Here is a 20,077-nt window from a genome sequence, read left to right as displayed (position 1 = left end):
GAGACCGCTTGTCCAACCGACTGGTCATCGTTCCGGGCCGACGGTGCCGCCCGCCCGGTGTGGCGCGGTTTATAACGAAGCCGGTTGGGGCTGTCGATAGGAAAATTCGGTCGCCGCCGATTTTTTTCGCCCGTCCGCGCGGCGGGGGTTTTTCGCCGGATCGTTGCCGCGCCGGGCCGACCGTTATAGGACTCATCCCCAGGCTGGGCGGATCGGGGGGCCGGGCGGATCGGGGAAGGATGGGGGGTGCCGTGGAACGGTGAACAGGGGGCCGAAACATGTTTCACCGTGTTTCAAACGTTCCATTCGCCCCACCCCCGCCCCCGCCCCCGCCCGCTGCGGCACGGCGGCGGGGGCTTGTGGGCCGGGGTGGTGGCGGCTACACCGTCGCGGCGGCGCGCGACGGGCGGCGCGGATGGACGAACGGGGGCGTGGGGCATGAGCGGTGATGCGGGCGGTCAGGCGGGGGATTGGACGGGCGGCTATGTCGGCGGGATCGACTACATCCGCGCCTTTTACCGCGATTGGACGCCCGCCCTGCTCTCCTTCGCCCTGACGCTGAAGGGCTGGCGCACGCCCGACGCGCTGCACGACGGGCGCTTCACCCTGGCCGAACTGGGCTGCGGCCATGGGCTGACCAGCGCGGTGCTGGCCGGGGCGACGCCGCAGGCGCGGTTCGAGGCGATGGACTTCAACCCCGGCCACATCGCCGGGGCGCGGCGGCTGGCCGGGGATGGCGGGCTGGGCAACGCCCGGTTCCTCGACGACAGCTTCGCCGACCACGCCGGGCGCGACGGGCCGCCGCTCGACGCCGTCGCCCTGCACGGGGTGTGGTCGTGGGTCAGCGCCGACAACCGCGCCATCCTGGTCGATCTGCTGCGCCGTCGGCTGGTGCCGGGCGGTGTGGTCTTCGTCAGCTACAACGCCCTGCCCGGTACGCTGGCCCACATGCCGCTGCGCCGCCTGCTGGTGGACCGCTGCGCGGCCGACCACGGCCCCCTGCCCGACCGGATCGAGCGCGCCGTCGCCCACGCCGCCCGGCTGGCGGCGACCGGCGGCGGCTGGTTCGCCCGCACCGACGGGGTGGTGGAGCGCATCGAGTCGTTGCGCGGCAAATCGGCCAACTACATCGCGCACGAGTATCTGAACCGCGACTGGACCGCCTTCCACCACGCCGACGTCGCCCGCGAGATGGCCGCCGCCAAGCTGGATTTCGCCGGGGCCGCCGTGCCGATGGAGCAGTTGGACGATCTGACCCTGTCAGACGCCGCCCGCGCCCTGGTGGCGGAGGAGACCGACCCGACCCAGGCCGAAACCCTGCGCGACCTGCTGACCAACCGCAGCTTCCGCCGCGACCTCTTCATCAAGGGGGGCGAACGGCTGAGCGCCGCCGAGCGGCGCCGCCGCCTGCGCGCCACCCGCTTTGCCCTGCTGGTCCCCGCCGACGATCTGCCGGACAGCGCCTCCACCCCCGTCGGGACCCTGCGCTTTGCCCGCGCGCTGCACGAGCCGTTGGGCGCGGCGCTGGAGCGGGAGCCGCAGAGCCTCGGCGCGCTGCTGGCCCTGCCCGCGCTCGCCGCGCAGGGGGAAGAGGCGCTGTTGCGCGCCCTGATCCTGCTGACCAGCCTGGGCCTTGCCGCCCCGCTGCCGGAGCAGGACGACCCGCAGGGGGCGCAGGCCCACGCCGACCGCTTCAACGCGGCGGTGCTGGCCCGCCACCGCGACGTCGACGGCCCCAGCCACCTCGCCGCCCCGCTGCTGGGGTCCGGCGTGGCGGTGTCGCGGATCGAGGCGCTGTTCCTGCTGGCCGCGCGCGAGGGCGTGGACCCGGCGGCCTTCGCCTGGTCCTGCCTGTCGGAGGATGGGGTGGTTCTGGCCCGCGACGGCGCGCGGATCGACGGCGATGCGGAGTCGGTGGCCGAGTTGCGCCGCCGCCACGCCGCCTTCACCGCGCGGCGGCTGCCGGTGCTGACTCGTCTGGGGGTGCGTTGACGGGACGACGGACGGAAAGGCGGGTCAGCGCCCGCCGCTGCCACCCGCCGCCGGTTTGGGCAGCTTCTCGGCGATGCCGTACAGCTCCTCCCGCCGCCGGATCTCGTCGAACACGTCGTCGGGCCGGATGTTCAGCGTCGCCCACAGCACCGACAGATTGTAAAGCAGATCGGCGCTTTCGTTGATGACGCCCTGGCGGTCCTCGTTCATGGCGTCCAGCGCCACCTCGACCGCTTCCTCGCCCACCTTCTTGGCGATCTTCTTCGGCCCGGCGGCGATCAGCCGCGCGGTTTTGGAGTCGGCGGGGTTCATGCCCTGCCGGTCCAGGATGGCGTCATACAGGCGGATCAGGGCGTCGGTCATCTCGGGAACGGGCTGTGTCAGAAATGTTTCAGCAGCGTGAACCCGCCGAACCGTTTTTTCCACACCCCATTCGCACCCGGCGTGCGTTTTTTGTCACCGGGTGCGGGGCCGCCACACCCGGTGACGCCCCTCCCCGAGCGCGGTCAGAGCGCCGGATCGCAGGAGCGGTCGGCCTTGGGGCGCTCGTCCAGCAGCGGCTTCCCGGTGCTGACGTAATAGACGACCTCGGCGATGTTGGTGGCGTGGTCGCCGATGCGCTCCAGATTCTTGGCGATCATCATCAGATGCATGTGGGCGGTGAACTGCCCCGGCGCGGTGGAGGCCGAACGCTCGATCTCCGCGCACAGGCTGGTGTAGAGCGCGTCCACCTCGTCGTCGGTGTTCCAGATCCGCAGGGCGGCTTCGGCGTCGGTGTCGACGTAGGCGTCGATGACGGCGGTCAGGCGCTGGCGCACCAAACGCCCCAGATTGGGCAGGCCCAGCAGCGGCGCGGATTCGGGAAACACCTCGATCGCCGCCGCGCGCTTGGCCGAATTGGCGGTGTGGTCGCCGATCCGCTCCAGATTGGCGGCGATCTTCAGGGCGGAAACGACCTCCCGCAGGTCGTCGGCCACCGGCTGGCGCAGCGCCAGCAGGCGCATGCAATGCGCTTCGATCTCGTGCTCGAAACTGTCAAGCTGAGCGTCGGACCGCACGACCTCCAGCGCCAGTTCGGGATTCCGATGGGTCAGGCAGCTCAACGCCTGATCAAGCTGGGTTTCAGCCGCTCCCGCCATCTGGACGATGGCGGACTTCAGCCGCTTCAGGGCGTCCTCAAACGCGGACACGATGTGCGGGGCGGAGTTCGACATCGGGGCAGACCTTTCCAGGCAACGGACTGTGTGGGAGGCGACGGATCGGTAACGCAGCTTTTACCAACACCAAGAATAACGACAGAACGTTACCGCAGCATGACAGCCCTGACCAGATCGTTGCGCACCCGTTCCACCGGCGCGCGCCAAGGGTTGATTTCGCACCGCAGCGCTGCCACAAGGCGATCCACAGGCTGTATGTCCGCCCCATCAACCGCCGGAACCCCGATGCTCGCGATGATCGAACGCCGCTTTGAACAGGTCATTTTCGCCAGCCGCTGGCTGCTCGCCCCGTTTTACCTAGGGCTGGTGATCGCCCTGGGCCTCTTGCTGATCAAGTTCCTGCAAGAGGTGCTGCACATCGCCCCCCATGTGCTGGACATGGCGGAAAAGGATGTGCTGCTGGCCGTGCTGACGCTGATCGATCTGTCGCTGGCGGGCAACCTGCTGCTGATGGTGATCTTTTCCGGCTATGAGAATTTCGTGTCCAAGATCGATGTGGCTGACCACGAGGATCGGCCCGACTGGATGGGCAAGGTCGATTTCGGCGGGCTGAAGCTGAAGCTGATCGCGTCCATCGTCGCCATCTCGGGCATCCATCTGCTCAAGTCCTTCATGAATCTGGCGAATGTCACCCAGAACGAGTTGATGTGGCTGGTGATCATCCACATGACCTTCGTGGTGTCGGGCGTTCTGCTGGCGCTGATGGATCGGCTGGAAGGCCACCGCCACGGCCCGGCCAAGGGCGACGCGGAGCATTGATCCACCCCGGGACGCGCGTCGGTGTTCCCCACAATCCCGTTGCGGCGCAGCATGAATCGGCCTAGACAGGGCCAATTCACGCTCACCCGCACTCGGCGCTTGAGCGTGTCCGTGCATTCGTCTATGGAACCGTCGGCGGACGTGCCGCGTCGCGCCGCCGGTCCGGCCGTCTCAACCGCTTTCAAGAGTCCGTCACCCCCATGCTCTCCAAACTGCTTGGCGTATTGTCCGCCGACATGGCGATCGACCTCGGGACGGCCAACACCCTCGTCTATGTGAAGGGTCGCGGCATCGTCCTGAACGAACCCTCGGTCGTGGCCATCGCCAACGTGCGCGGCAAGAAACAGGTGCTGGCTGTTGGCGATGAGGCGAAGTTGATGCTGGGCCGCACGCCCGGCAACATCCAGGCCATCCGCCCGCTGCGCGACGGTGTCATCGCCGATTTCGAAGTGGCGGAAGAAATGATCAAGCATTTCATCCGCAAGGTTCACAACCGCCGCAGCTTCGCCAGCCCGCAGGTCATCATCTGCGTGCCATCGGGATCGACCGCGGTGGAGCGTCGCGCCATTCAGGAATCGGCGGAGGCCGCCGGTGCCCGCCGCGTGTTCCTGATCGAAGAGCCGATGGCCGCCGCGATCGGGGCCGGTCTGCCGGTGACGGAGCCGACCGGCTCCATGGTGGTGGACATCGGCGGTGGGACCACCGAAGTGGCGGTCTTGTCTCTGGGCGGCATCGTCTATTCGCGGTCCGTCCGCGTCGGTGGCGACAAGATGGATGAGGCGATCATCGGCTACATCCGCCGCACCCACAATCTGTTGGTCGGTGAAGGCTCCGCCGAGCGGATCAAGAAGGAAATCGGCTCCGCCTGCCCGCCGGAAGACGGCGAAGGCCGCATCCTGGAGATCAAGGGCCGCGACCTGATGAACGGCGTGCCCAAGGAACTCATCATTTCCGAACGCCAGATCGCCGAGTCCCTGGCTGAACCGGTGTCCGCCATTGTGGAGGCGGTGAAGGTCGCCCTGGAACACACCGCGCCGGAACTGGCCGCCGACATCGTCGACAAGGGCATCGTGCTGACCGGCGGCGGGGCGCTGCTGGGCAATCTGGATTTCGTCCTGCGCCACGCCACCGGCCTGCCGGTGTCGATTGCCGATGACCCGCTCTCCTGCGTTGCCCTGGGGACCGGTCGCGCGCTGGAAGAGATGAAGACCCTGCGAAACGTCTTGGTCAGCGCTTACTGATTGGTGTATCTGTCGATGGCCCTTGGTTTGCCGTGCCATGGTTAGGCCGCGCAGACCTGGGGCATCCCCGTATCTGGACGGGAACATCCTGTGAAGCCTCGTTCCTCCGGCTCCGTTGTCCGCCTTGCCGCCCCGTTGCGGGCGTTGGCGCAGCGTTTTTCCTTCCTGCTTCTGGTCCTCGCCTCAATCGCGCTGATGATGGTCGGGAAGATCGAGTCAGTGTCGGTGGACACCGCGCGCGCGCGCGTGACCGACGCTTTCTCCCCGATCCTGGATGCGATTTCGCGCCCAGCAGCGACCGCTGCCCGCGTCATCGAGTCGGCGGTCGAGGTCCAGAACGCGTTTGAGGAGAACCAACGCCTGAAGGCGGAAAACGCACGTCTTCTGCAATGGCGGCAAGCCGCCCTGCGGTTGGAGGCGGAAAACGCCAGTCTGCGCACGTTGTTGCGGGCCACCCCGGAACCGGCGGTCAACTTCATCACGGCCCGCGTCATCGCCACCCCGGGCAGTTCCTTCGTCCGCACCTTGGTGGTCACGGCCGGGCGGCGGGATGGCGTGAAAAAGGGGCAAGCCGCGCTCGCGGGGGCTGGGTTGATCGGTCGGGTTATCGAAGTCGGGGAATGGTCATCGCGCGTGCTTCTGCTGACCGATATCAGCGCCCGTGTGCCCGTGGTGCTGGAAAGCTCCCGGCAACGCGCGGTTTTGGCCGGTGACAACTCCGATCAGGCCAAGCTGTTGTACCTGCCGCCGGATTCTCCGGTGCAGGTCGGGGACCGTGTCGTGACCTCCGGCCATGGCGGGCTGTTCCCGCCCGGGCTTCTGGTCGGCGTCGTCACATCGGCCAGCGAACGCGGAGGCGTACGGGTGCTGCCAAGCGCCGACCTGTCGCGGGTCGAGCATTTGCGTCTGGTCGATTTTGGCCTGCCCGGAACGGAGTTTGACTCCTCACCCGAGTGGAAATGAGGCGCGTCCGCGCGACCCCGATGGACGCATGACATGACAACAACCTTCTGGCAGAGGCTGGACAAGGCGGGGCGCAATCTTGCGCCCTTTGCCGTTACGGTGATGCTGGTGCTGGTCGGGCTGATCCGCCTACCCGCCCCCTCCTATGCCCCCATCGCACCCGACCTGACGCTGATCTCGGTCTATTACTGGACCATCCACAGACCAGATCTGATGCGACCGAGGGTGGCCTTTCTGATCGGGCTGCTGCAGGATCTGCTGATCGGTGGACCGCTGGGGGTCAACGCGCTGATGCTGGTGGTCACGCAATGGGCGGTGGTCAACCAACGTCGGCTGTTCCTGGCCAGCACCTTTCTGTTGCTGTGGATCGGCTTTGCTTTGGTGATGATCGGGGCGGCCTTTCTGGAATGGCTGGCCTTTTCGGCGTTGAATGCGACCATCCTGCCCCTCAAACCGGCCCTGTTCCAGGGTTTGCTGACGGTGGCGATGTTCCCGGCGCTGGGGTGGTTGCTGATCCGGGTCCATCGGGCTTTCCTCAATGAGTAGCGGGGTTTCCCACAGGGTTTCATGAGTTCCATCGACCGCGACACCGACCGATCCCGATTGCTGACCCGCCGCGCCATGGTGCTGGGCGGGTTGAAGTTGGCTGGGCTGTCCGCGCTGGTTGGACGGCTCTATTATCTTCAGGTCGTTGAATCCGCGCGTTACACCATGCTGGCGGAGGAAAACCGCATCAGCCTGCGCCTGATCGCCCCTTCGCGCGGGACCATCGTTGACCGGTTCGGTGTGCCGTTGGCGGTCAACCAACAGAATTACCGCGTCGTGGTGGTGTCGGAGCGGACCCGCAACATCCAGGAAACGCTGGACAAGATCTCCCGCATCGTTCCACTGACCGAGGGCGACCGCCGCCGCGTGCTGCGCGAACTGCACCGCAAGCGCCGCTTCGTGCCCGTCACCGTGCGCGAGAACCTGTCTTGGGAACAGGTGGCGACGCTGGAGATGAACACGCCGGACCTGCCCGGCGTGGCGATTGAAGTGGGTGAACTGCGCCATTACCCGCAGGCGGATTCCCTGGCCCACGTCATGGGCTATGTCGGCGCGGTGTCGGAAGCGGAGTTGAGCGGCAACAGCGACCCCGTGCTGTCCCTGCCCGGCTTCCGCATCGGCAAGGCGGGCATCGAGAAGTTCCATGAAAAGGTGCTGCGCGGAACCGCCGGAACCAGCCAGTTGGAGGTCAACGCGGTTGGCCGCGTCATCCGCGAACTGTCGCGCGACGAGGGCCAATCGGGCCGCGAAATCCAGTTGACCATCGACATGGAGATGCAGCGCTTCGTTCAGCAGCGGTTGGCGCAGGAGCAAAGCGCGTCCGTGGTCCTGATGGACGTGCACACCGGCGGCATCTACGCCCTGTGCTCCCACCCCAGTTTCGACCCCAACCAGTTCACCTTGGGCATCAACGCCGAGCTGTGGGAGGAGTTGCTCTCCAACCCGGCCACGCCGCTGAACAACAAGGCGGTGGTCGGGCAATACCCGCCGGGGTCCACCTTCAAGATGATCGTGGCGTTGGCCGGGCTGGAATCGGGGGCGATCAACAGCCATCATTCCGTCTTCTGCCCCGGTTATATGGAATTGGGCGACCACCGGTTCCATTGCTGGCGCAAGGGCGGGCATGGGACCGTTGATGTGGTCGGCGCGCTGCGCCACTCCTGCGACGTGTTCTTTTACGACGTGTCGCGCCGCGTCGGCGTGGACCGCATCGCCGAGATGGCCCGGCGTTTTGGCCTGGGCGAACGCACCGGCCTGGATTTGCCGCACGAACGCCCCGGCGTGATTCCTTCCATCGCCTGGAAGAAGGCAACCTATGGCAAGGGCTGGGACATGGGCGAAACGCTGATTTCGTCCATCGGTCAGGGCTATGTCCTGACCACGCCGTTGCAATTGGCGGTCATGACCTGCCGCTTGGCCAACGGTGGCTATGGCGTCAAACCGCATCTGACCCGGCAGATCAAGACGGTCAGCGGCGAGCAAACCAGTTGGCCCAATCTGGGGGTCAAAAAGGAAAATCTCGACATCGTGCTGCGCGGCATGAACGAGGTGGTGAACGCCCCCAACGGCACCGCGTTCAAATCGCGCATCACCGAGATCGGCTATGAGATGGCCGGAAAGACCGGCTCGGCCCAGGTCCGCCGCATCACCATGGCCCAGCGCGCCGCCGGTCTGAAGAAGCAGGACGAAATCCCCTGGCGCGACCGCGACCACGCGCTGTTCGTCGCCTTCGCGCCGCTCCAGGCCCCGCGCTACGCCTGCGCCGTGTTCGTCGAGCATGGCGGCGGCGGGTCCACCGCCGCCGCCCCGATCGCCCGCGACATCCTGCTGGAATGCCAGAAGCGCGATCCAGGCCGCGCGGCGGTGGCCGACAACGCCCCAAACAGCCCGAAGGGCAAGCCCAAGGGGTGATGGCGCGGCGGAGTGCGGCCCCTCCCCTGCCCGCCGGATCACTTCACGGCGGCGTTCCCACCATCGGCGAACAGGGCCGATCCGGCGACGAAGCTGGACATCGGCCCGGCCAGGAACAGCGCGGCCTGCGCGATCTCCTCCGGCTGGGCGATGCGCTTGAGCGCGTGCAGGCCCGCCGCCCACGCCCGTTGGTCGGCATCGCCCGCCATCGCGGTGTCCACCCCGCCCGGCAGCAGCGCGTTCGCGCGCACGCCCCGGGCGGCGTAATCCGCCGTCAGCCCCTTGACCAGGCCCATCAGCCCGGCCTTGGCCGCCGCATAGGCCGCCATGCCAGGCAGACCGACGCTGGTGCCGACAAAGCTGGAGGTGAAGACCAGCGCGCCACCGCCCCGCGCCAGCAGGGCGGGAACCTGATGGCGCGCGCCCAGAAAGGCCGCCGTCAGATTGACCGACAGAACCGCGTTCCATTCCGCACAGGTCACGTCGGCCAGCGGCTTGATCGACCCGACCACGCCCGCGTTGTTGACGGCGATGTCCAACCCGCCAAAGGTGCCGTGCGCCGCCTGAACCAAGGCCGCGTGCGTGCCCTCGTCGGCCACATCCCCGGCAACGGCCAGCGCCCGGCCGCCCTGGCCCGTGATCGCCGCCACCACCGCGTCCAGGCCGGAGGCGTTGCGGGCGTTCACTACCACCGCCGCCCCTTCGGCGGCAAACAGCAGCGCCGTCGCCCGGCCAATCCCCGCCGACGCGCCGGTCACAATCGCCACCTTGTCGCGCAACATCGCCATGATCCGTCTCTCCTCCATCACCGTTTGGTTGGAGACACAGACCTACGCAGCCCCGGCAGGCGGCAACACCCGGTTCTTGCGATCCAATCGACGGGGTGAAGCGCGCTTCCTCACGGAATGCACGCGGGCAACAAAAAAGCGCGCCCCTTGCGGAGCGCGCCTTTCCGTGTGGAACGGATCGGAGAACCGATCAGTTCTTCGACTTGTCGACCAGGCGACGCTCGGCGATCCACGGCATCATGGCGCGCAGCTTCTCGCCGACCTTTTCGATTTCGTGTTCGGCGTTGCGGCGACGGATGGCCTTGAAGGACGGCTGGCCGACCTTGCATTCCTGCATCCAGTCGCGGACGAAACGGCCTTCCTGAATGTCGGTCAGGACGCGCTTCATCTCGGCCTTGGTCTCGGCGGTGATGATGCGCGGGCCGGTGCGGTAATCACCATACTCAGCGGTGTTGGAGATCGAGTAACGCATGTTGGCCATGCCGCCCTCATAGATGAGGTCGACGATCAGCTTCACTTCGTGCAGGCACTCGAAATAGGCCATTTCCGGGGCGTAACCACCCTCAACCAGCGTTTCATAGCCAGCCTTGATGAGTTCGGTCAGACCGCCGCACAGGACGACCTGCTCACCGAACAGGTCGGTTTCGCACTCTTCCTTGAAGCTGGTTTCGATGATGCCCGCACGGCCGCCGCCATTGGCAGAGGCGTAGGACAGGGCGATGTCCAGCGCGTTGCCCGAGGCGTTCTGGTGCACGGCGACCAGCGACGGCACGCCGCCGCCACGCTGATATTCGCTGCGCACGGTGTGGCCAGGCCCCTTCGGCGCGATCATGAACACGTCGAGGTCGGCGCGCGGCTCGATCAGGTTGAAGTGGATGTTCAGGCCGTGGGCGAACGCCAGAGCCGCACCCTGCTTCATGTTCTTGGCCAGATCGTCTTTGTACAGGTCGGCCTGGAGTTCATCGGGGGTCAGAACCATCACGACATCGGCCCACGCGGCGGCTTCGCCGGGAGCCATCACGGTGAAGCCAGCGGCTTCGGCCTTCTTCGTGGTCGCCGAGCCGGGGCGCAGAGCGATCCGCACGTCCTTGACGCCGCTGTCACGCAGGTTGTGGGCGTGAGCGTGGCCCTGGCTGCCGTAGCCAACGATGACGACCTTCTTGCCCTTGATCAGGTTGACGTCGGCATCACGATCGTAATAGACGCGCATGGTGATGGTTCCTTGAATTCACAGCAAACGAAGAGGGTGTGCGTCCCCTTGCGGGCGGATTACTCCATTGAGCAAAGCCGTCCGTCAAGCGAAACAATCGCATGGTTGCGCGGCAAAACCGGGACGCTTCCTTGCGTTTTTGCCGTCGCAACCGGTCGAACCGGAGCCGGGGGTCAGAACCCGCTGGCCCCCTTGGACATGGCGACGACGCCGGTGCGGCTGGCTTCGACCAGCCCCAATTGCGCCATCAGCCCAACGAAATCATCGACCTGCTCGGTGGTCCCGGTCAGTTCGAAGACGAAGGAGGTGAGCGTGGCGTCCAGCACCGTGGCCTTGTAGATGTCGGCCAGACGCAGCGCCTCGATGCGCTTTTCACCGGTCCCCGCCACCTTGACCAGGGCCAATTCCCGCTCCACCGACGGGCCTTCGTCGGTCAGATCATGGACCCGGTGCACCGGGACCAGACGGCTCAACTGCGCCTTGATCTGCTCGATGATCATCCGGGTGCCGGACGTGACCAGGGTGATGCGCGACAGATGGTCGGCGTTGTTCACCTCCGCCACCGTCAGGCTTTCGATGTTGTAGCCACGCCCGGAAAACAGACCGATGACGCGCGCCAGCACGCCCGGCTCATTGTCCACCAGCACGGCGATGGTGTGCTTTTCGATCTTGCTGTCGTCCATGATTCCCAATCCCCAGAAATAGCGTGCGTCGGATCAACGAAGCCTGACGATCAGACCAGGACCATGCCGTCTTCCGGCGTGGCGTCGGACGGGCTGTCGTCCGGGCCAAGCAGGATTTCGTTGTGGGCCTTGCCGCCGGGGATCATCGGGAAGCAGTTTTCCTTGGGATCGACCGCGATGTCGACGATGCAGGGGCGGTCGGTGACGGCCAGCATCTTTTCGATGACCTCATCGACCTCGGCCACCGTGGTCGCGCGCAGACCGACGCAGCCCCAGGCCTCGGCCAGCTTGACGAAGTCGGGCAGCGCTTCCGAATAGCTCTGCGAGAAGCGCGAGCCGTGCAGCAGCTCCTGCCACTGGCGCACCATGCCCATATATTGGTTGTTCAGGATGAACACCTTGACCGGGGCGCGGTACTGCACGGCGGTGCCGATTTCCTGCATGTTCATCAGGAAGCTGGCCTCGCCAGACACGTCCACGACGATGGCGTCCGGGTGGGCGATCTGCGCGCCGATGGCGGCGGGCAGGCCATAGCCCATGGTCCCGAGACCACCGGAGGTCAGCCAACGGTTGGGCTGGTCGAAGGGCAGGAACTGGGCCGCCCACATCTGGTGCTGACCAACCTCGGTCGTGATGTAGTGGTCCTTGCCGCGCAGCGCGTCGCGCAGGCGCTCCAGCGCGTATTGCGGCTTGATGACCGCTTCGGTGCGGTTGTAGTTCAGGCACTTGCGCGCCCGCCAACCGTCGATCTGGCCCCACCACTCCTTCAACGCCGCCTGATCGGCGCGCTTCTGCCGGGCCTTCCACATGGTCAGCATGGCTTCCAGCACCGCCCCGCAATCGCCGACGATGGGAATGTCGACGGCGACGTTCTTGTTGATCGAGCTGGGATCGATGTCGACGTGGATCTTCTTGGACCCCGGCGCGAATTCCGACAGCTTGCCGGTCACGCGGTCGTCAAAGCGGGCACCGATGTTGATCATGACGTCGCAGTTGTACATGGCGAGATTCGCCTCGTACGTGCCGTGCATGCCCAGCATGCCCAGCCATTGCGCGTCCGACGCCGGGAAGGCCCCCAGCCCCATCAGGGTCGAGGTGATCGGGAAGCCGGTGGTCTTGACGAACTGGGTCAGCAGCTTGGCCGCCATCGGGCCGGCGTTGATGACGCCGCCGCCGGTGTAGAAGATCGGGCGCTTGGCGTTGGCGATCAGTTCGATCGCCTCCTCGACGCGGGCGATCTCCGGCTTGACCTGCGGGCGGTAGGTCTTGTGCTTGACCTCACCCGGCGGGACATAGACGCCATCGGCGAACTGCACGTCCTTCGGCACGTCGATCAGCACCGGGCCGGGGCGGCCGCTGCGCGCGACGTAGAAGGCCTCGTGCATGGTGCGGGCCAGATTGTTGACGTCCTTCACCAAGTAATTGTGCTTGGTGCAGGGCCGGGTGATGCCGGTGGTGTCGGCCTCCTGGAAGGCGTCGTTGCCGATCAGGTGGGTCGGCACCTGACCGGACAGGCAGACCAGCGGGATGCTGTCGCACAGGGCGTCCAGCAGACCGGTGACGGCGTTGGTGGCACCCGGACCCGACGTGACCAGCACGCAACCGACCTTGCCGGTCGAGCGCGCGTAGCCTTCCGCCGCGTGAACGGCGGCCTGTTCGTGCCGTACGAGGATGTGACGAAGATCGTTTTGCTGGAACAGCGCGTCGTAAATGGGAAGTACGGCGCCGCCGGGATAGCCGAAGATGGTATCAACGCCCTGATCCTTCAGAGCCTTGATGATGATCTGGGCGCCGGTCAGCTTCTGTTCAGGCATAGCTCACGACCTTCTCAAAGGGGTGCCTCTCCTTCGGGCACCCGTATCCCCGGGACTGCCGCCACCAAGCCAAGGCTATTCCATCAAAACAACGGTTTAGCCCCCTGCAGCCGGGGCGGGAGCGGCAAATTAGCCAAATCCACGCGCGGTGGTCAACCCATTTCGCGAATGATTGACAAGTTTTTTTGCCGCAGTTTTTCCAATTGTTGCGCGATGATGTCACGAAGCATCACGCCCGGCCTCACACCCGCCCTCCGCCCCCCACATGCGTCAACGGCGGCCACCCCAGGCCGGGATGGCCGCCGTGTCGGCGGGACCGCAGGAGTCGGACGGGGCGAACCCCGCCCGGTCAGGCGTCAGATCGACTCTTTCAGCAGCGCGCAGAGACGGCGCACGCCCTCGCGCACCCGCTCCGGCTTGTTGACGGAGAAGGAGAGACGCAGCGTGTTCTGGCCCGAACGGTCGGCGTGGAAGGCCGAACCGGGCACGAAAGCCACGTTGGCTTCCTTGATCGCGCGTTCCAGCAGCGCGGTGCCGTTGACGGTCTCCGGCGCTTCCACCCACACGAACATGCCGCCTTCCGGCTTGGTCCAGGTGACGCCCGGCGGGGCGAACTCGTCCAGCGCGGCCAGCATGGCGTCGCGGCGCTCCTTGTACTGGGAGCGCAGATGCTTGATGTGGCTGTCGAAAATCTGCGACACGACGTCGTGCAACACGATCTGGTTGATGGTGCTGGCGTGCAGATCGGCGGCCTGCTTCATCAGCACCAGACGGTTGATGACCTCCGGCGCGGCGTTGACCCAACCCACGCGCAAGGCCGGAACCATCGTCTTGGAGAAGGTCCCGCAATAGATGACGTTGGTCAGTTTGCCGCCGTTGCGGGCGCAATCCAGCGCGGCCATCAGCGGCAGCGATTCGCCGTCATAGCGCAGTTCGGAATAGGCGGTGTCTTCCACCACCGGCACGCCAGCAGCCGCGCAGCGGTCGAGAATCGCTTCACGCCGGGCCAACGACACCGTGGTCCCGTTCGGGTTCTGGAAGTCGGGCACGAGGTAGAAGAATTTCGGCTTTTGCGCCAGCGCGGCGTCCAGCGCCGACAGTTCCGGCCCTTCCTCGTCCATCGGGATGGAGAGGTAGGACGGCTCATAGGGCGAAAAGGCCTGAAGCGCGCCAAGATAGGTCGGGCGGGTGACGACCACCTTGTCGCCGGGGCCGATCAGCAGCTTGCCGACGAACTCAAGAACCTGCTGCGATCCGTTGGTGACAAGCACGCTGTCCAGCCCGACCGGCACGCCGTTGCGCTCCATATAGGCGCAGATCCATTCGCGCAGCGGGGTGAACCCCTCGGTGATCGAGTATTGCAGCGCGCCGCCAGCGCCGCCGTTCGATTGGAAAATCTTCTCATAGGCCCGTGCCAGGGCGGAGGTCGGGAAGAAATCCGGGTCGGGAATGCCACCGGCGAAGGAAATGATCTCCGGCCGGTCGATCAGCTTCAGCAGCTCACGGATCTCCGACGCCGTCATGCCGCCCACGCGGCTTGCGAACACATGACCCCAATCAACCGACACGACGATTCTCCTGGACTGATGCGGCGCGCCGATTCACCGGCGCACGTGTGTTTTTAGAAGGCGGAGAATTGCACTCCGTTGGTCCAATGAACAGAGCGAATCGACCGTATGGCAGCCATGCGGTGCCGTATGGGGCGGTCGTTCCGCAAGTTGATGACGGAACCATGTCACCTGCCGCTTGGCATAGCGCCGGGTGGATTGCTGGGCAAGGGCGATGGCGTCCTCCAACCCAATCTCTCCGTGCAGATGGCGGCGCAACTCCGGCACACCCAACGCCTTCAGCGCGGGCAGATCGGCGGGCAAGCCCTGGCGGGTGGCCAGCTCGTCCAACCGCCGCACCTCCTCCAGCGCGCCTTGGCCCATCATCAGGCGAAAACGGTGGTCGCACAGGGCGTAGAGATCGGCGCGCGGCGGGTCGAGCAAGACGATGGAAAAGCGCATGCCCTCGGGCGCGCCTTGGGCGGTCTGGCTTTGCCAGTGGGACAGCGGATGGCCGGTCGCCTCCAACACCTCCCAGGCGCGGGTCAGGCGGGTGGTGTCACCGGGGTTGAGCTTGGCCGAATCCGGGTCACGCGCCACCAGTTCGGCGCGGAACGCCTCCCCGCCCAAGGTGGACAGGCGGGCGTGGGCGGCGGCGCGCACCGCGTCGGGGATCGGCGGCACCTCGCTCAACCCGTGCATCAAGGCGCGCAGATAGAGGCCGGTCCCGCCGACCAGCACCGGCAACCGACCGTCAGCCTGAGCCTGGGCGATCTCCGCCAAGGCCAGATCGCGCCAGCGCGCCGCCGACCCGCGTTCGGCCACCGGCAACACGCCATAGAGCCGGTGCGGCGCGCGCGCCAGATCCTCGGCGGGCGGGCGGGCGGTGATGACGTCCAACTCGGCGTACAACTGCATGCTGTCGGCGTTGATGACCGTGCCGTCCAACGCCTCCGCCACCGCCAGCGCCAAGCCGGATTTGCCCGACGCCGTCGGCCCACCGATGACGACCACGTCCGTAAGCTCGCTCATGCCCCGTCCCTTGCCACGCCCTTCAAACCCGATCACGGTGATTGAGCATCATCGGTGCGGCAGGCCAAGCGAAAACACAGCACCCACCCCGCGCACCAAGCCGATCAAAACGGAAAGCCCCGCCCGACCAAAACGAAAAGCCCCGCAAGGGGTGCGGGGCTTTTCAGTGCGGGCCAAAGGATTCCGCAAGATGATCGCCGTCAGGCGAAAAAACTCGAGGGTGTGATTTGGAAAACATCACGGGTCATCGCGTAAGCGCCGGTGGAGTCATGATCTTACTCACCCTCCCTGGTTTCGGTTTCACTCAAACGGTTCAAGACCCGACACCGCAGAAGCGCCGGTAACTCGGAAGCATGTCTTGCTCACCTCAGCGCCGTTTCTGTAAGGAGAAGCCTGCTCCTCTTGCCCAACGCTGTCAAGCGCCCGCGCTGTCATCAAAGCGCAAAAAAGCGGCGGCCCTCCGGCGCTGTGGCGGCGGGGCCACGCCCCACCTTCCCAAAGCGGGGCGGTTCGGTCTATAGCTGCGGCTTCCATGAAGACCGCCGATTTCGATTTCGACCTGCCGCCCGACCGGATCGCCGAGCATCCCGTCCGGCCCCGCGACGCCGCCCGCCTGTTGGAGGTCGGTGCCCGTCTGCACGACCGCGTGGTGCGCGACCTGCCCACCCTGCTGGAGCCGGGCGACCTGATGGTCGTCAACGACACCCGCGTCATTCCCGCCCGGTTGGACGGGCGGCGCGGCGCGGTGGCGGTGGAGATCACCTTGCATAAGCGCCTGGGCGAACGGGAATGGGCCAGCTTCGCCCGCCCCGGCAAGCGGCTGAAGCCCGGCGACGTCATCGACATCGCCGAGGATTTCCAGGCCGAGGTCATCGCCAAGGACGGGATGGAGGTGCGCCTGCGCTTCTCCACCGGCGGGCCGGATCTGATGGCCGCGCTGCACCGGCATGGCCGGATGCCGCTGCCCCCCTACATCCGCCGGGCGTCGGACGCCAGCGACAACGCCGATTACCAGACGGTCTTCGCCGCGCGCGAAGGGGCGGTCGCCGCCCCCACCGCCGGGCTGCATTTCACGCCGGAGCTGCTGGCGGCGCTGGACGCGCGCGGGGTGCGCCGGGTGCCGGTGACGCTGCATGTCGGGGCGGGAACCTTCCTGCCGGTGAAGGTGGACGACATCGCCGACCACACCATGCACAGCGAATGGGGTGAGATCCCCGCCGCCACCGCCGACGCGGTCAACGCCACCCGGCGCGCGGGCGGACGGATCGTGTCGGTCGGGACCACCCCTCTGCGCATCCTGGAAACGGCGGGGCGGGAGGACGGGACGCTGGTCCCCTTCAGCGGCGACACCAGCATTTTCATCACGCCGGGCTACCGCTTCCGCATCGTCGATCGGCTGTGGACGAATTTCCACCTGCCGAAATCGACGCTGTTCATGCTGGTCTGCGCCTTTGCCGGGTTCGACCGGATGCGCAGCGCCTACGCCCACGCCATCGACCAGAATTATCGCTTTTTCAGCTACGGCGACGCCTCGTTGCTGCACAGGACGGATCACCAATGACCGGCATCGGCTTTGAGCTTCTCGCGACCGACGGGCGGGCGCGGCGCGGACGGGTGACGACTGCCCACGGGACCATCGAAACCCCCGCCTTCATGCCGGTCGGCACCGCCGCCACGGTCAAGGCGATGACCACGGACGCGGTCGCCTCCACCGGGGCGGAAATCCTGCTGGGCAACACCTATCACCTGATGCTGCGGCCCACGGCGGAACGGGTGGCCCAACTGGGCGGTTTGCACCGCTTCATGAATTGGGACAAGCCGATCCTGACCGACAGCGGCGGGTTCCAGGTGATGAGTCTGGCCGGCCTGCGCACCATGTCGGAAGAGGGCGTGACCTTCAAATCCCACCTGGACGGCAGCCGGTACCACCTGACGCCGGAACGCTCGATCCAGATCCAGCACATGTTGGACAGCAACATCACCATGTGTCTGGACGAGTGCACGCCCTACCCTGCCACGCCCGCGCAGGCCGAATCGTCGATGAAGCTGTCGATGCGTTGGGCCAAGCGCAGCAAGGACGCCTTCGTCGAACGGCCCGGCTATGGCCTGTTCGGCATCGTCCAGGGCAGCGTCTACCCCGAATTGCGGGCGGAGAGCGTCGCCGCCCTGACCGACATCGGGTTTGACGGCTACGCCATCGGCGGGCTGGCGGTGGGCGAAGGGCAGGAGACGATGTTCACCGTGCTCGACTTCACCGAACCGGCGATGCTGAAGCAGCGCCCGCGCTATCTGATGGGAGTGGGCCGCCCCAGCGACCTGATCGGCGCGGTGCGGCGCGGCGTGGACATGTTCGATTGCGTCATGCCGACCCGCTCGGGCCGCACCGGGCAAGCCTTTGTCCGGCGCGGAACCATCAACATCCGCAACGCCCGCCACGCCCACGACGACCGGCCGCTCGACGCCGAATGCGGGTGCCCGGCCTGCCAGCGCTACAGCCGTGGCTACCTGCATCACCTGTTCAAGGCGAACGAGATGCTGGGGCCGATGCTGCTGACCTGGCACAATCTGCATTATTATCAGGACCTGATGCGGGAGCTGCGGCAGGCCATCGCCGACGGCCGGTTCGAAGCGGTCGCCACCGCGCTGGAAGCCCGTCTGGCCGAAGGCGATGTGGAGGCGACCACCGACCCGCTGGGCAAACCGCCCAAGCCGCCCAAGCAGAACCGCCCGCCCAAGCCAGCCCCCAAGCCGGAGAAGGCCACGGCGGAGACGGCCGCCGCGACTCCCGACACCCCAACCGCCCCCGCGCCGACCGCCGCCGCGCCAGCCGAAAAGGACGCGCCCCATGAGTGACAGCATCTATTCCGGCCTGACCATGCTGGGCGGGGCCACCGTTCAACCGCAATCGCCGGACGCGGCGGTGTTGGAACGGGTGCCGAACCCGAACCCCGGCGACGCCTATGTCGTGCGCTTCACCGCGCCGGAATTCACCTCGCTCTGCCCAATCACCGGCCAGCCGGATTTCGCCCATCTGGTGATTGATTACGTGCCGGGCGATTGGCTGGTCGAAAGCAAGTCGCTGAAGCTGTTCCTCACCAGCTTCCGCAACCATGGGGCCTTTCACGAGGCCTGCACCGTCGGCATCGGCAAGCGGCTGGTGGCGGAGCTGGCCCCGCAATGGCTGCGCATCGGCGGCTACTGGTACCCGCGCGGCGGCATCCCGATCGATGTCTTCTATCAGACCGGCGACGCGCCCAAGGGCGTGTGGATTCCATCGCAGGACGTTCCGGGCTACCGTGGCCGGGGCTGACCCGAAGGCACTTGATCCGGCCACGCTGCGCGCCCGCATCCGTGACCGCATCCGTGACAAGGCGCTGACCATGGGCTTCGACGCGGTGGGCTTCGCCCCCGCCGCGCTGGGGCCGGAGGCGCGCGACCGTCTGGCCGCCTTTCTCGCCGCCGGTCGGCACGGCGATATGGGCTGGATGGCCGACCGGGTGGACCAGCGCGCCCACCCGCAAGCCCTGTGGGAGGAGGCGCGCAGCGTCATCGTGTTGGGGACCAGCTACGCCCCCCACGACGACCCGCTGCGGCTGCGCGACCGCCCCGACCGGGGGGTGGTGTCCGTCTACGCCCGCAACCGCGACTACCATGATCTCATCAAGGGGCGTTTGAAAACGCTCGGCCATTGGCTGCACCATCAGACCAAGGCCGGGGTGAAGGTGTTCGTCGACACCGCCCCGGTGCTGGAAAAGCCGCTGGCCCAGCGCGCCGGTCTGGGGTGGCAGGGCAAACACACCAACCTCGTGTCGCGCGAGCATGGTTCCTGGCTGTTCCTGTCGGAAATCTACACGACGTTGGAGCTGCCGCCCGACGACGACGCCCGCGACCGTTGCGGGTCCTGCACCCGCTGTCAGACCGCCTGCCCGACCGACGCCTTTCCGGCCCCCTATCAGCTCGACGCCCGGCGCTGCGTGTCCTATCTGACCATCGAACACAAGGGGCCGATCCCCGACGATCTGAAGCCGCTGATCGGCAACCGGATTTATGGCTGTGACGATTGTCTGGCCGTGTGCCCGTGGAACAAATTCGCCCGTGCGGCGCGCGAACCGGCCTTTCTGCCGCGCGCCGAGTTGACCGCCCCCCGGCTGGCCGATCTGGCGCAACTGGACGATCCTGGATTCCGGCAGGTGTTCAGCGGCTCGCCGATCAAGCGCATCGGGCGCGACCGTTTCGTGCGCAACGCCCTGGTCGGGCTGGGCAACAGCGGCGACCCGCGCCTGCGCCCGGTGGCCGACGCCCTGCGCGACGACCCCAGCGACATCGTGCGCGATTCCGCCCACTGGGCGTCGAGCCGGTTGAGCGGCTGATCCT

The 20,077-nt window shown here is 66.6% G+C and carries 18 protein-coding genes; 10 read left to right on the top strand and 8 right to left on the bottom strand.

Translation table 11 applies throughout. From position 1 onward, the window contains the following. Positions 1–438: 438 nt before the first annotated feature. Positions 439–1,992, top strand: a complete 1,554-nt coding sequence (locus tag EJ903_RS10520; RefSeq protein ID WP_126614899.1) for a class I SAM-dependent methyltransferase — start codon at positions 439–441, stop codon at positions 1,990–1,992. A 24-nt stretch (positions 1,993–2,016) separates the two neighbouring features. Here the strand turns inward: EJ903_RS10520 and hisE are convergent, their stop codons facing one another. Together hisE and phoU are read right to left on the bottom strand one after the other, a co-directional pair. Next, on the bottom strand, positions 2,017–2,355 hold the full coding sequence (gene hisE / locus EJ903_RS10515; protein ID WP_126614897.1) for a phosphoribosyl-ATP diphosphatase: 339 nt from the start codon (positions 2,353–2,355) through the stop codon (positions 2,017–2,019). Positions 2,356–2,498: 143 nt separating this feature from the next. After that, positions 2,499–3,206 carry a phosphate signaling complex protein PhoU gene (phoU, locus tag EJ903_RS10510; RefSeq protein WP_126614895.1) on the bottom strand — a complete coding sequence of 236 codons (708 nt, stop codon included), beginning with the start codon at positions 3,204–3,206 and terminating at the stop codon, positions 2,499–2,501. A gap of 237 nt (positions 3,207–3,443) precedes the next feature. Between phoU and EJ903_RS10505 the strand changes: the two genes are divergently transcribed. The 5 genes from EJ903_RS10505 to mrdA all read left to right on the top strand — a co-directional run bounded on the left by EJ903_RS10505 (position 3,444) and on the right by mrdA (position 8,629). Further along, positions 3,444–3,968, top strand: a complete 525-nt coding sequence (locus EJ903_RS10505; RefSeq protein ID WP_126615144.1) for a TIGR00645 family protein — start codon at positions 3,444–3,446, stop codon at positions 3,966–3,968. A 200-nt stretch (positions 3,969–4,168) separates the two neighbouring features. Further along, a complete protein-coding gene (locus EJ903_RS10500) occupies positions 4,169–5,209 on the top strand; it encodes a rod shape-determining protein (protein WP_126614893.1) in 1,041 nt (346 codons plus the stop codon). Between the two features lie 90 nt (positions 5,210–5,299). Next, on the top strand, positions 5,300–6,172 hold the full coding sequence (mreC, locus tag EJ903_RS10495; RefSeq protein WP_126614891.1) for a rod shape-determining protein MreC: 873 nt from the start codon (positions 5,300–5,302) through the stop codon (positions 6,170–6,172). A 33-nt stretch (positions 6,173–6,205) separates the two neighbouring features. Continuing rightward, positions 6,206–6,718, top strand: coding sequence for a rod shape-determining protein MreD (gene mreD, locus EJ903_RS10490; RefSeq protein ID WP_126614889.1), 513 nt, complete (start codon positions 6,206–6,208; stop codon positions 6,716–6,718). A 21-nt stretch (positions 6,719–6,739) separates the two neighbouring features. Beyond that, the gene (mrdA, locus tag EJ903_RS10485; protein WP_126614887.1) at positions 6,740–8,629 is read left to right on the top strand and encodes a penicillin-binding protein 2; all 1,890 of its coding nucleotides are present in this window, start codon (positions 6,740–6,742) and stop codon (positions 8,627–8,629) included. Positions 8,630–8,667: 38 nt separating this feature from the next. Here the strand turns inward: mrdA and EJ903_RS10480 are convergent, their stop codons facing one another. The 6 genes from EJ903_RS10480 to miaA all read right to left on the bottom strand — a co-directional run bounded on the left by EJ903_RS10480 (position 8,668) and on the right by miaA (position 15,703). After that, on the bottom strand, positions 8,668–9,417 hold the full coding sequence (locus EJ903_RS10480; protein WP_126614885.1) for an SDR family oxidoreductase: 750 nt from the start codon (positions 9,415–9,417) through the stop codon (positions 8,668–8,670). Positions 9,418–9,607: 190 nt separating this feature from the next. Beyond that, the gene (ilvC, locus tag EJ903_RS10475) at positions 9,608–10,627 is read right to left on the bottom strand and encodes a ketol-acid reductoisomerase (RefSeq protein ID WP_126614883.1); all 1,020 of its coding nucleotides are present in this window, start codon (positions 10,625–10,627) and stop codon (positions 9,608–9,610) included. A gap of 173 nt (positions 10,628–10,800) precedes the next feature. Next, entirely contained in the window at positions 10,801–11,310 is a 510-nt protein-coding gene (ilvN, locus tag EJ903_RS10470; protein ID WP_126614881.1) for an acetolactate synthase small subunit, read from the bottom strand. A gap of 50 nt (positions 11,311–11,360) precedes the next feature. Then, positions 11,361–13,124: an acetolactate synthase 3 large subunit gene (locus tag EJ903_RS10465; RefSeq protein ID WP_126614879.1), complete on the bottom strand. Its 1,764-nt coding sequence runs from the start codon at positions 13,122–13,124 to the stop codon at positions 11,361–11,363. Between the two features lie 356 nt (positions 13,125–13,480). Then, entirely contained in the window at positions 13,481–14,692 is a 1,212-nt protein-coding gene (locus EJ903_RS10460) for an aminotransferase-like domain-containing protein (RefSeq protein WP_126614877.1), read from the bottom strand. A gap of 33 nt (positions 14,693–14,725) precedes the next feature. Next, entirely contained in the window at positions 14,726–15,703 is a 978-nt protein-coding gene (miaA, locus tag EJ903_RS10455) for a tRNA (adenosine(37)-N6)-dimethylallyltransferase MiaA (RefSeq protein WP_126614874.1), read from the bottom strand. Positions 15,704–16,235: 532 nt separating this feature from the next. On the opposite strand from miaA, the gene queA reads away from it, so the two are divergent. The 4 genes from queA to queG are packed head-to-tail and all read left to right on the top strand — an operon-like array spanning position 16,236 to position 20,073. Continuing rightward, positions 16,236–17,264, top strand: coding sequence for a tRNA preQ1(34) S-adenosylmethionine ribosyltransferase-isomerase QueA (gene queA / locus EJ903_RS10450; protein WP_126614872.1), 1,029 nt, complete (start codon positions 16,236–16,238; stop codon positions 17,262–17,264). Next, complete coding sequence (tgt, locus tag EJ903_RS10445) at positions 17,261–18,556, top strand: tRNA guanosine(34) transglycosylase Tgt (protein ID WP_246015433.1); 1,296 nt, start codon at positions 17,261–17,263, stop codon at positions 18,554–18,556. Before queA ends, tgt begins: the two co-directional genes overlap by 4 nt. Beyond that, on the top strand, positions 18,549–19,013 hold the full coding sequence (gene queF / locus EJ903_RS10440) for a preQ(1) synthase (protein ID WP_126614870.1): 465 nt from the start codon (positions 18,549–18,551) through the stop codon (positions 19,011–19,013). Before tgt ends, queF begins: the two co-directional genes overlap by 8 nt. Continuing rightward, positions 19,000–20,073, top strand: coding sequence for a tRNA epoxyqueuosine(34) reductase QueG (gene queG / locus EJ903_RS10435; protein WP_281274760.1), 1,074 nt, complete (start codon positions 19,000–19,002; stop codon positions 20,071–20,073). The genes queF and queG overlap by 14 nt, the downstream gene beginning before the upstream one ends. Positions 20,074–20,077 lie beyond the last annotated feature (4 nt).

Source organism: Azospirillum griseum (genome assembly GCF_003966125.1).
Taxonomy (GTDB): domain Bacteria; phylum Pseudomonadota; class Alphaproteobacteria; order Azospirillales; family Azospirillaceae; genus Azospirillum; species Azospirillum griseum.
This window is presented reverse-complemented; position numbering and strand designations above follow the sequence as displayed.

Excerpts from the sequence above, each read along its gene's own strand:
- EJ903_RS10520 (WP_126614899.1), top strand. The coding sequence starts at position 439 with ATGAGCGGTGATGCGGGCGGTCAGGCGGGGGATTGGACGGGCGGCTAT.
- hisE (WP_126614897.1), bottom strand. The coding sequence starts at position 2,355 with ATGACCGACGCCCTGATCCGCCTGTATGACGCCATCCTGGACCGGCAG.
- phoU (WP_126614895.1), bottom strand. The coding sequence starts at position 3,206 with ATGTCGAACTCCGCCCCGCACATCGTGTCCGCGTTTGAGGACGCCCTG.
- EJ903_RS10505 (WP_126615144.1), top strand. The coding sequence starts at position 3,444 with ATGATCGAACGCCGCTTTGAACAGGTCATTTTCGCCAGCCGCTGGCTG.
- EJ903_RS10500 (WP_126614893.1), top strand. The coding sequence starts at position 4,169 with ATGCTCTCCAAACTGCTTGGCGTATTGTCCGCCGACATGGCGATCGAC.
- mreD (WP_126614889.1), top strand. The coding sequence starts at position 6,206 with ATGACAACAACCTTCTGGCAGAGGCTGGACAAGGCGGGGCGCAATCTT.
- mrdA (WP_126614887.1), top strand. The coding sequence starts at position 6,740 with ATGAGTTCCATCGACCGCGACACCGACCGATCCCGATTGCTGACCCGC.
- EJ903_RS10480 (WP_126614885.1), bottom strand. The coding sequence starts at position 9,417 with ATGGCGATGTTGCGCGACAAGGTGGCGATTGTGACCGGCGCGTCGGCG.
- ilvC (WP_126614883.1), bottom strand. The coding sequence starts at position 10,627 with ATGCGCGTCTATTACGATCGTGATGCCGACGTCAACCTGATCAAGGGC.
- ilvN (WP_126614881.1), bottom strand. The coding sequence starts at position 11,310 with ATGGACGACAGCAAGATCGAAAAGCACACCATCGCCGTGCTGGTGGAC.
- EJ903_RS10465 (WP_126614879.1), bottom strand. The coding sequence starts at position 13,124 with ATGCCTGAACAGAAGCTGACCGGCGCCCAGATCATCATCAAGGCTCTG.
- miaA (WP_126614874.1), bottom strand. The coding sequence starts at position 15,703 with ATGAGCGAGCTTACGGACGTGGTCGTCATCGGTGGGCCGACGGCGTCG.
- queA (WP_126614872.1), top strand. The coding sequence starts at position 16,236 with ATGAAGACCGCCGATTTCGATTTCGACCTGCCGCCCGACCGGATCGCC.
- tgt (WP_246015433.1), top strand. The coding sequence starts at position 17,261 with ATGACCGGCATCGGCTTTGAGCTTCTCGCGACCGACGGGCGGGCGCGG.
- queF (WP_126614870.1), top strand. The coding sequence starts at position 18,549 with ATGAGTGACAGCATCTATTCCGGCCTGACCATGCTGGGCGGGGCCACC.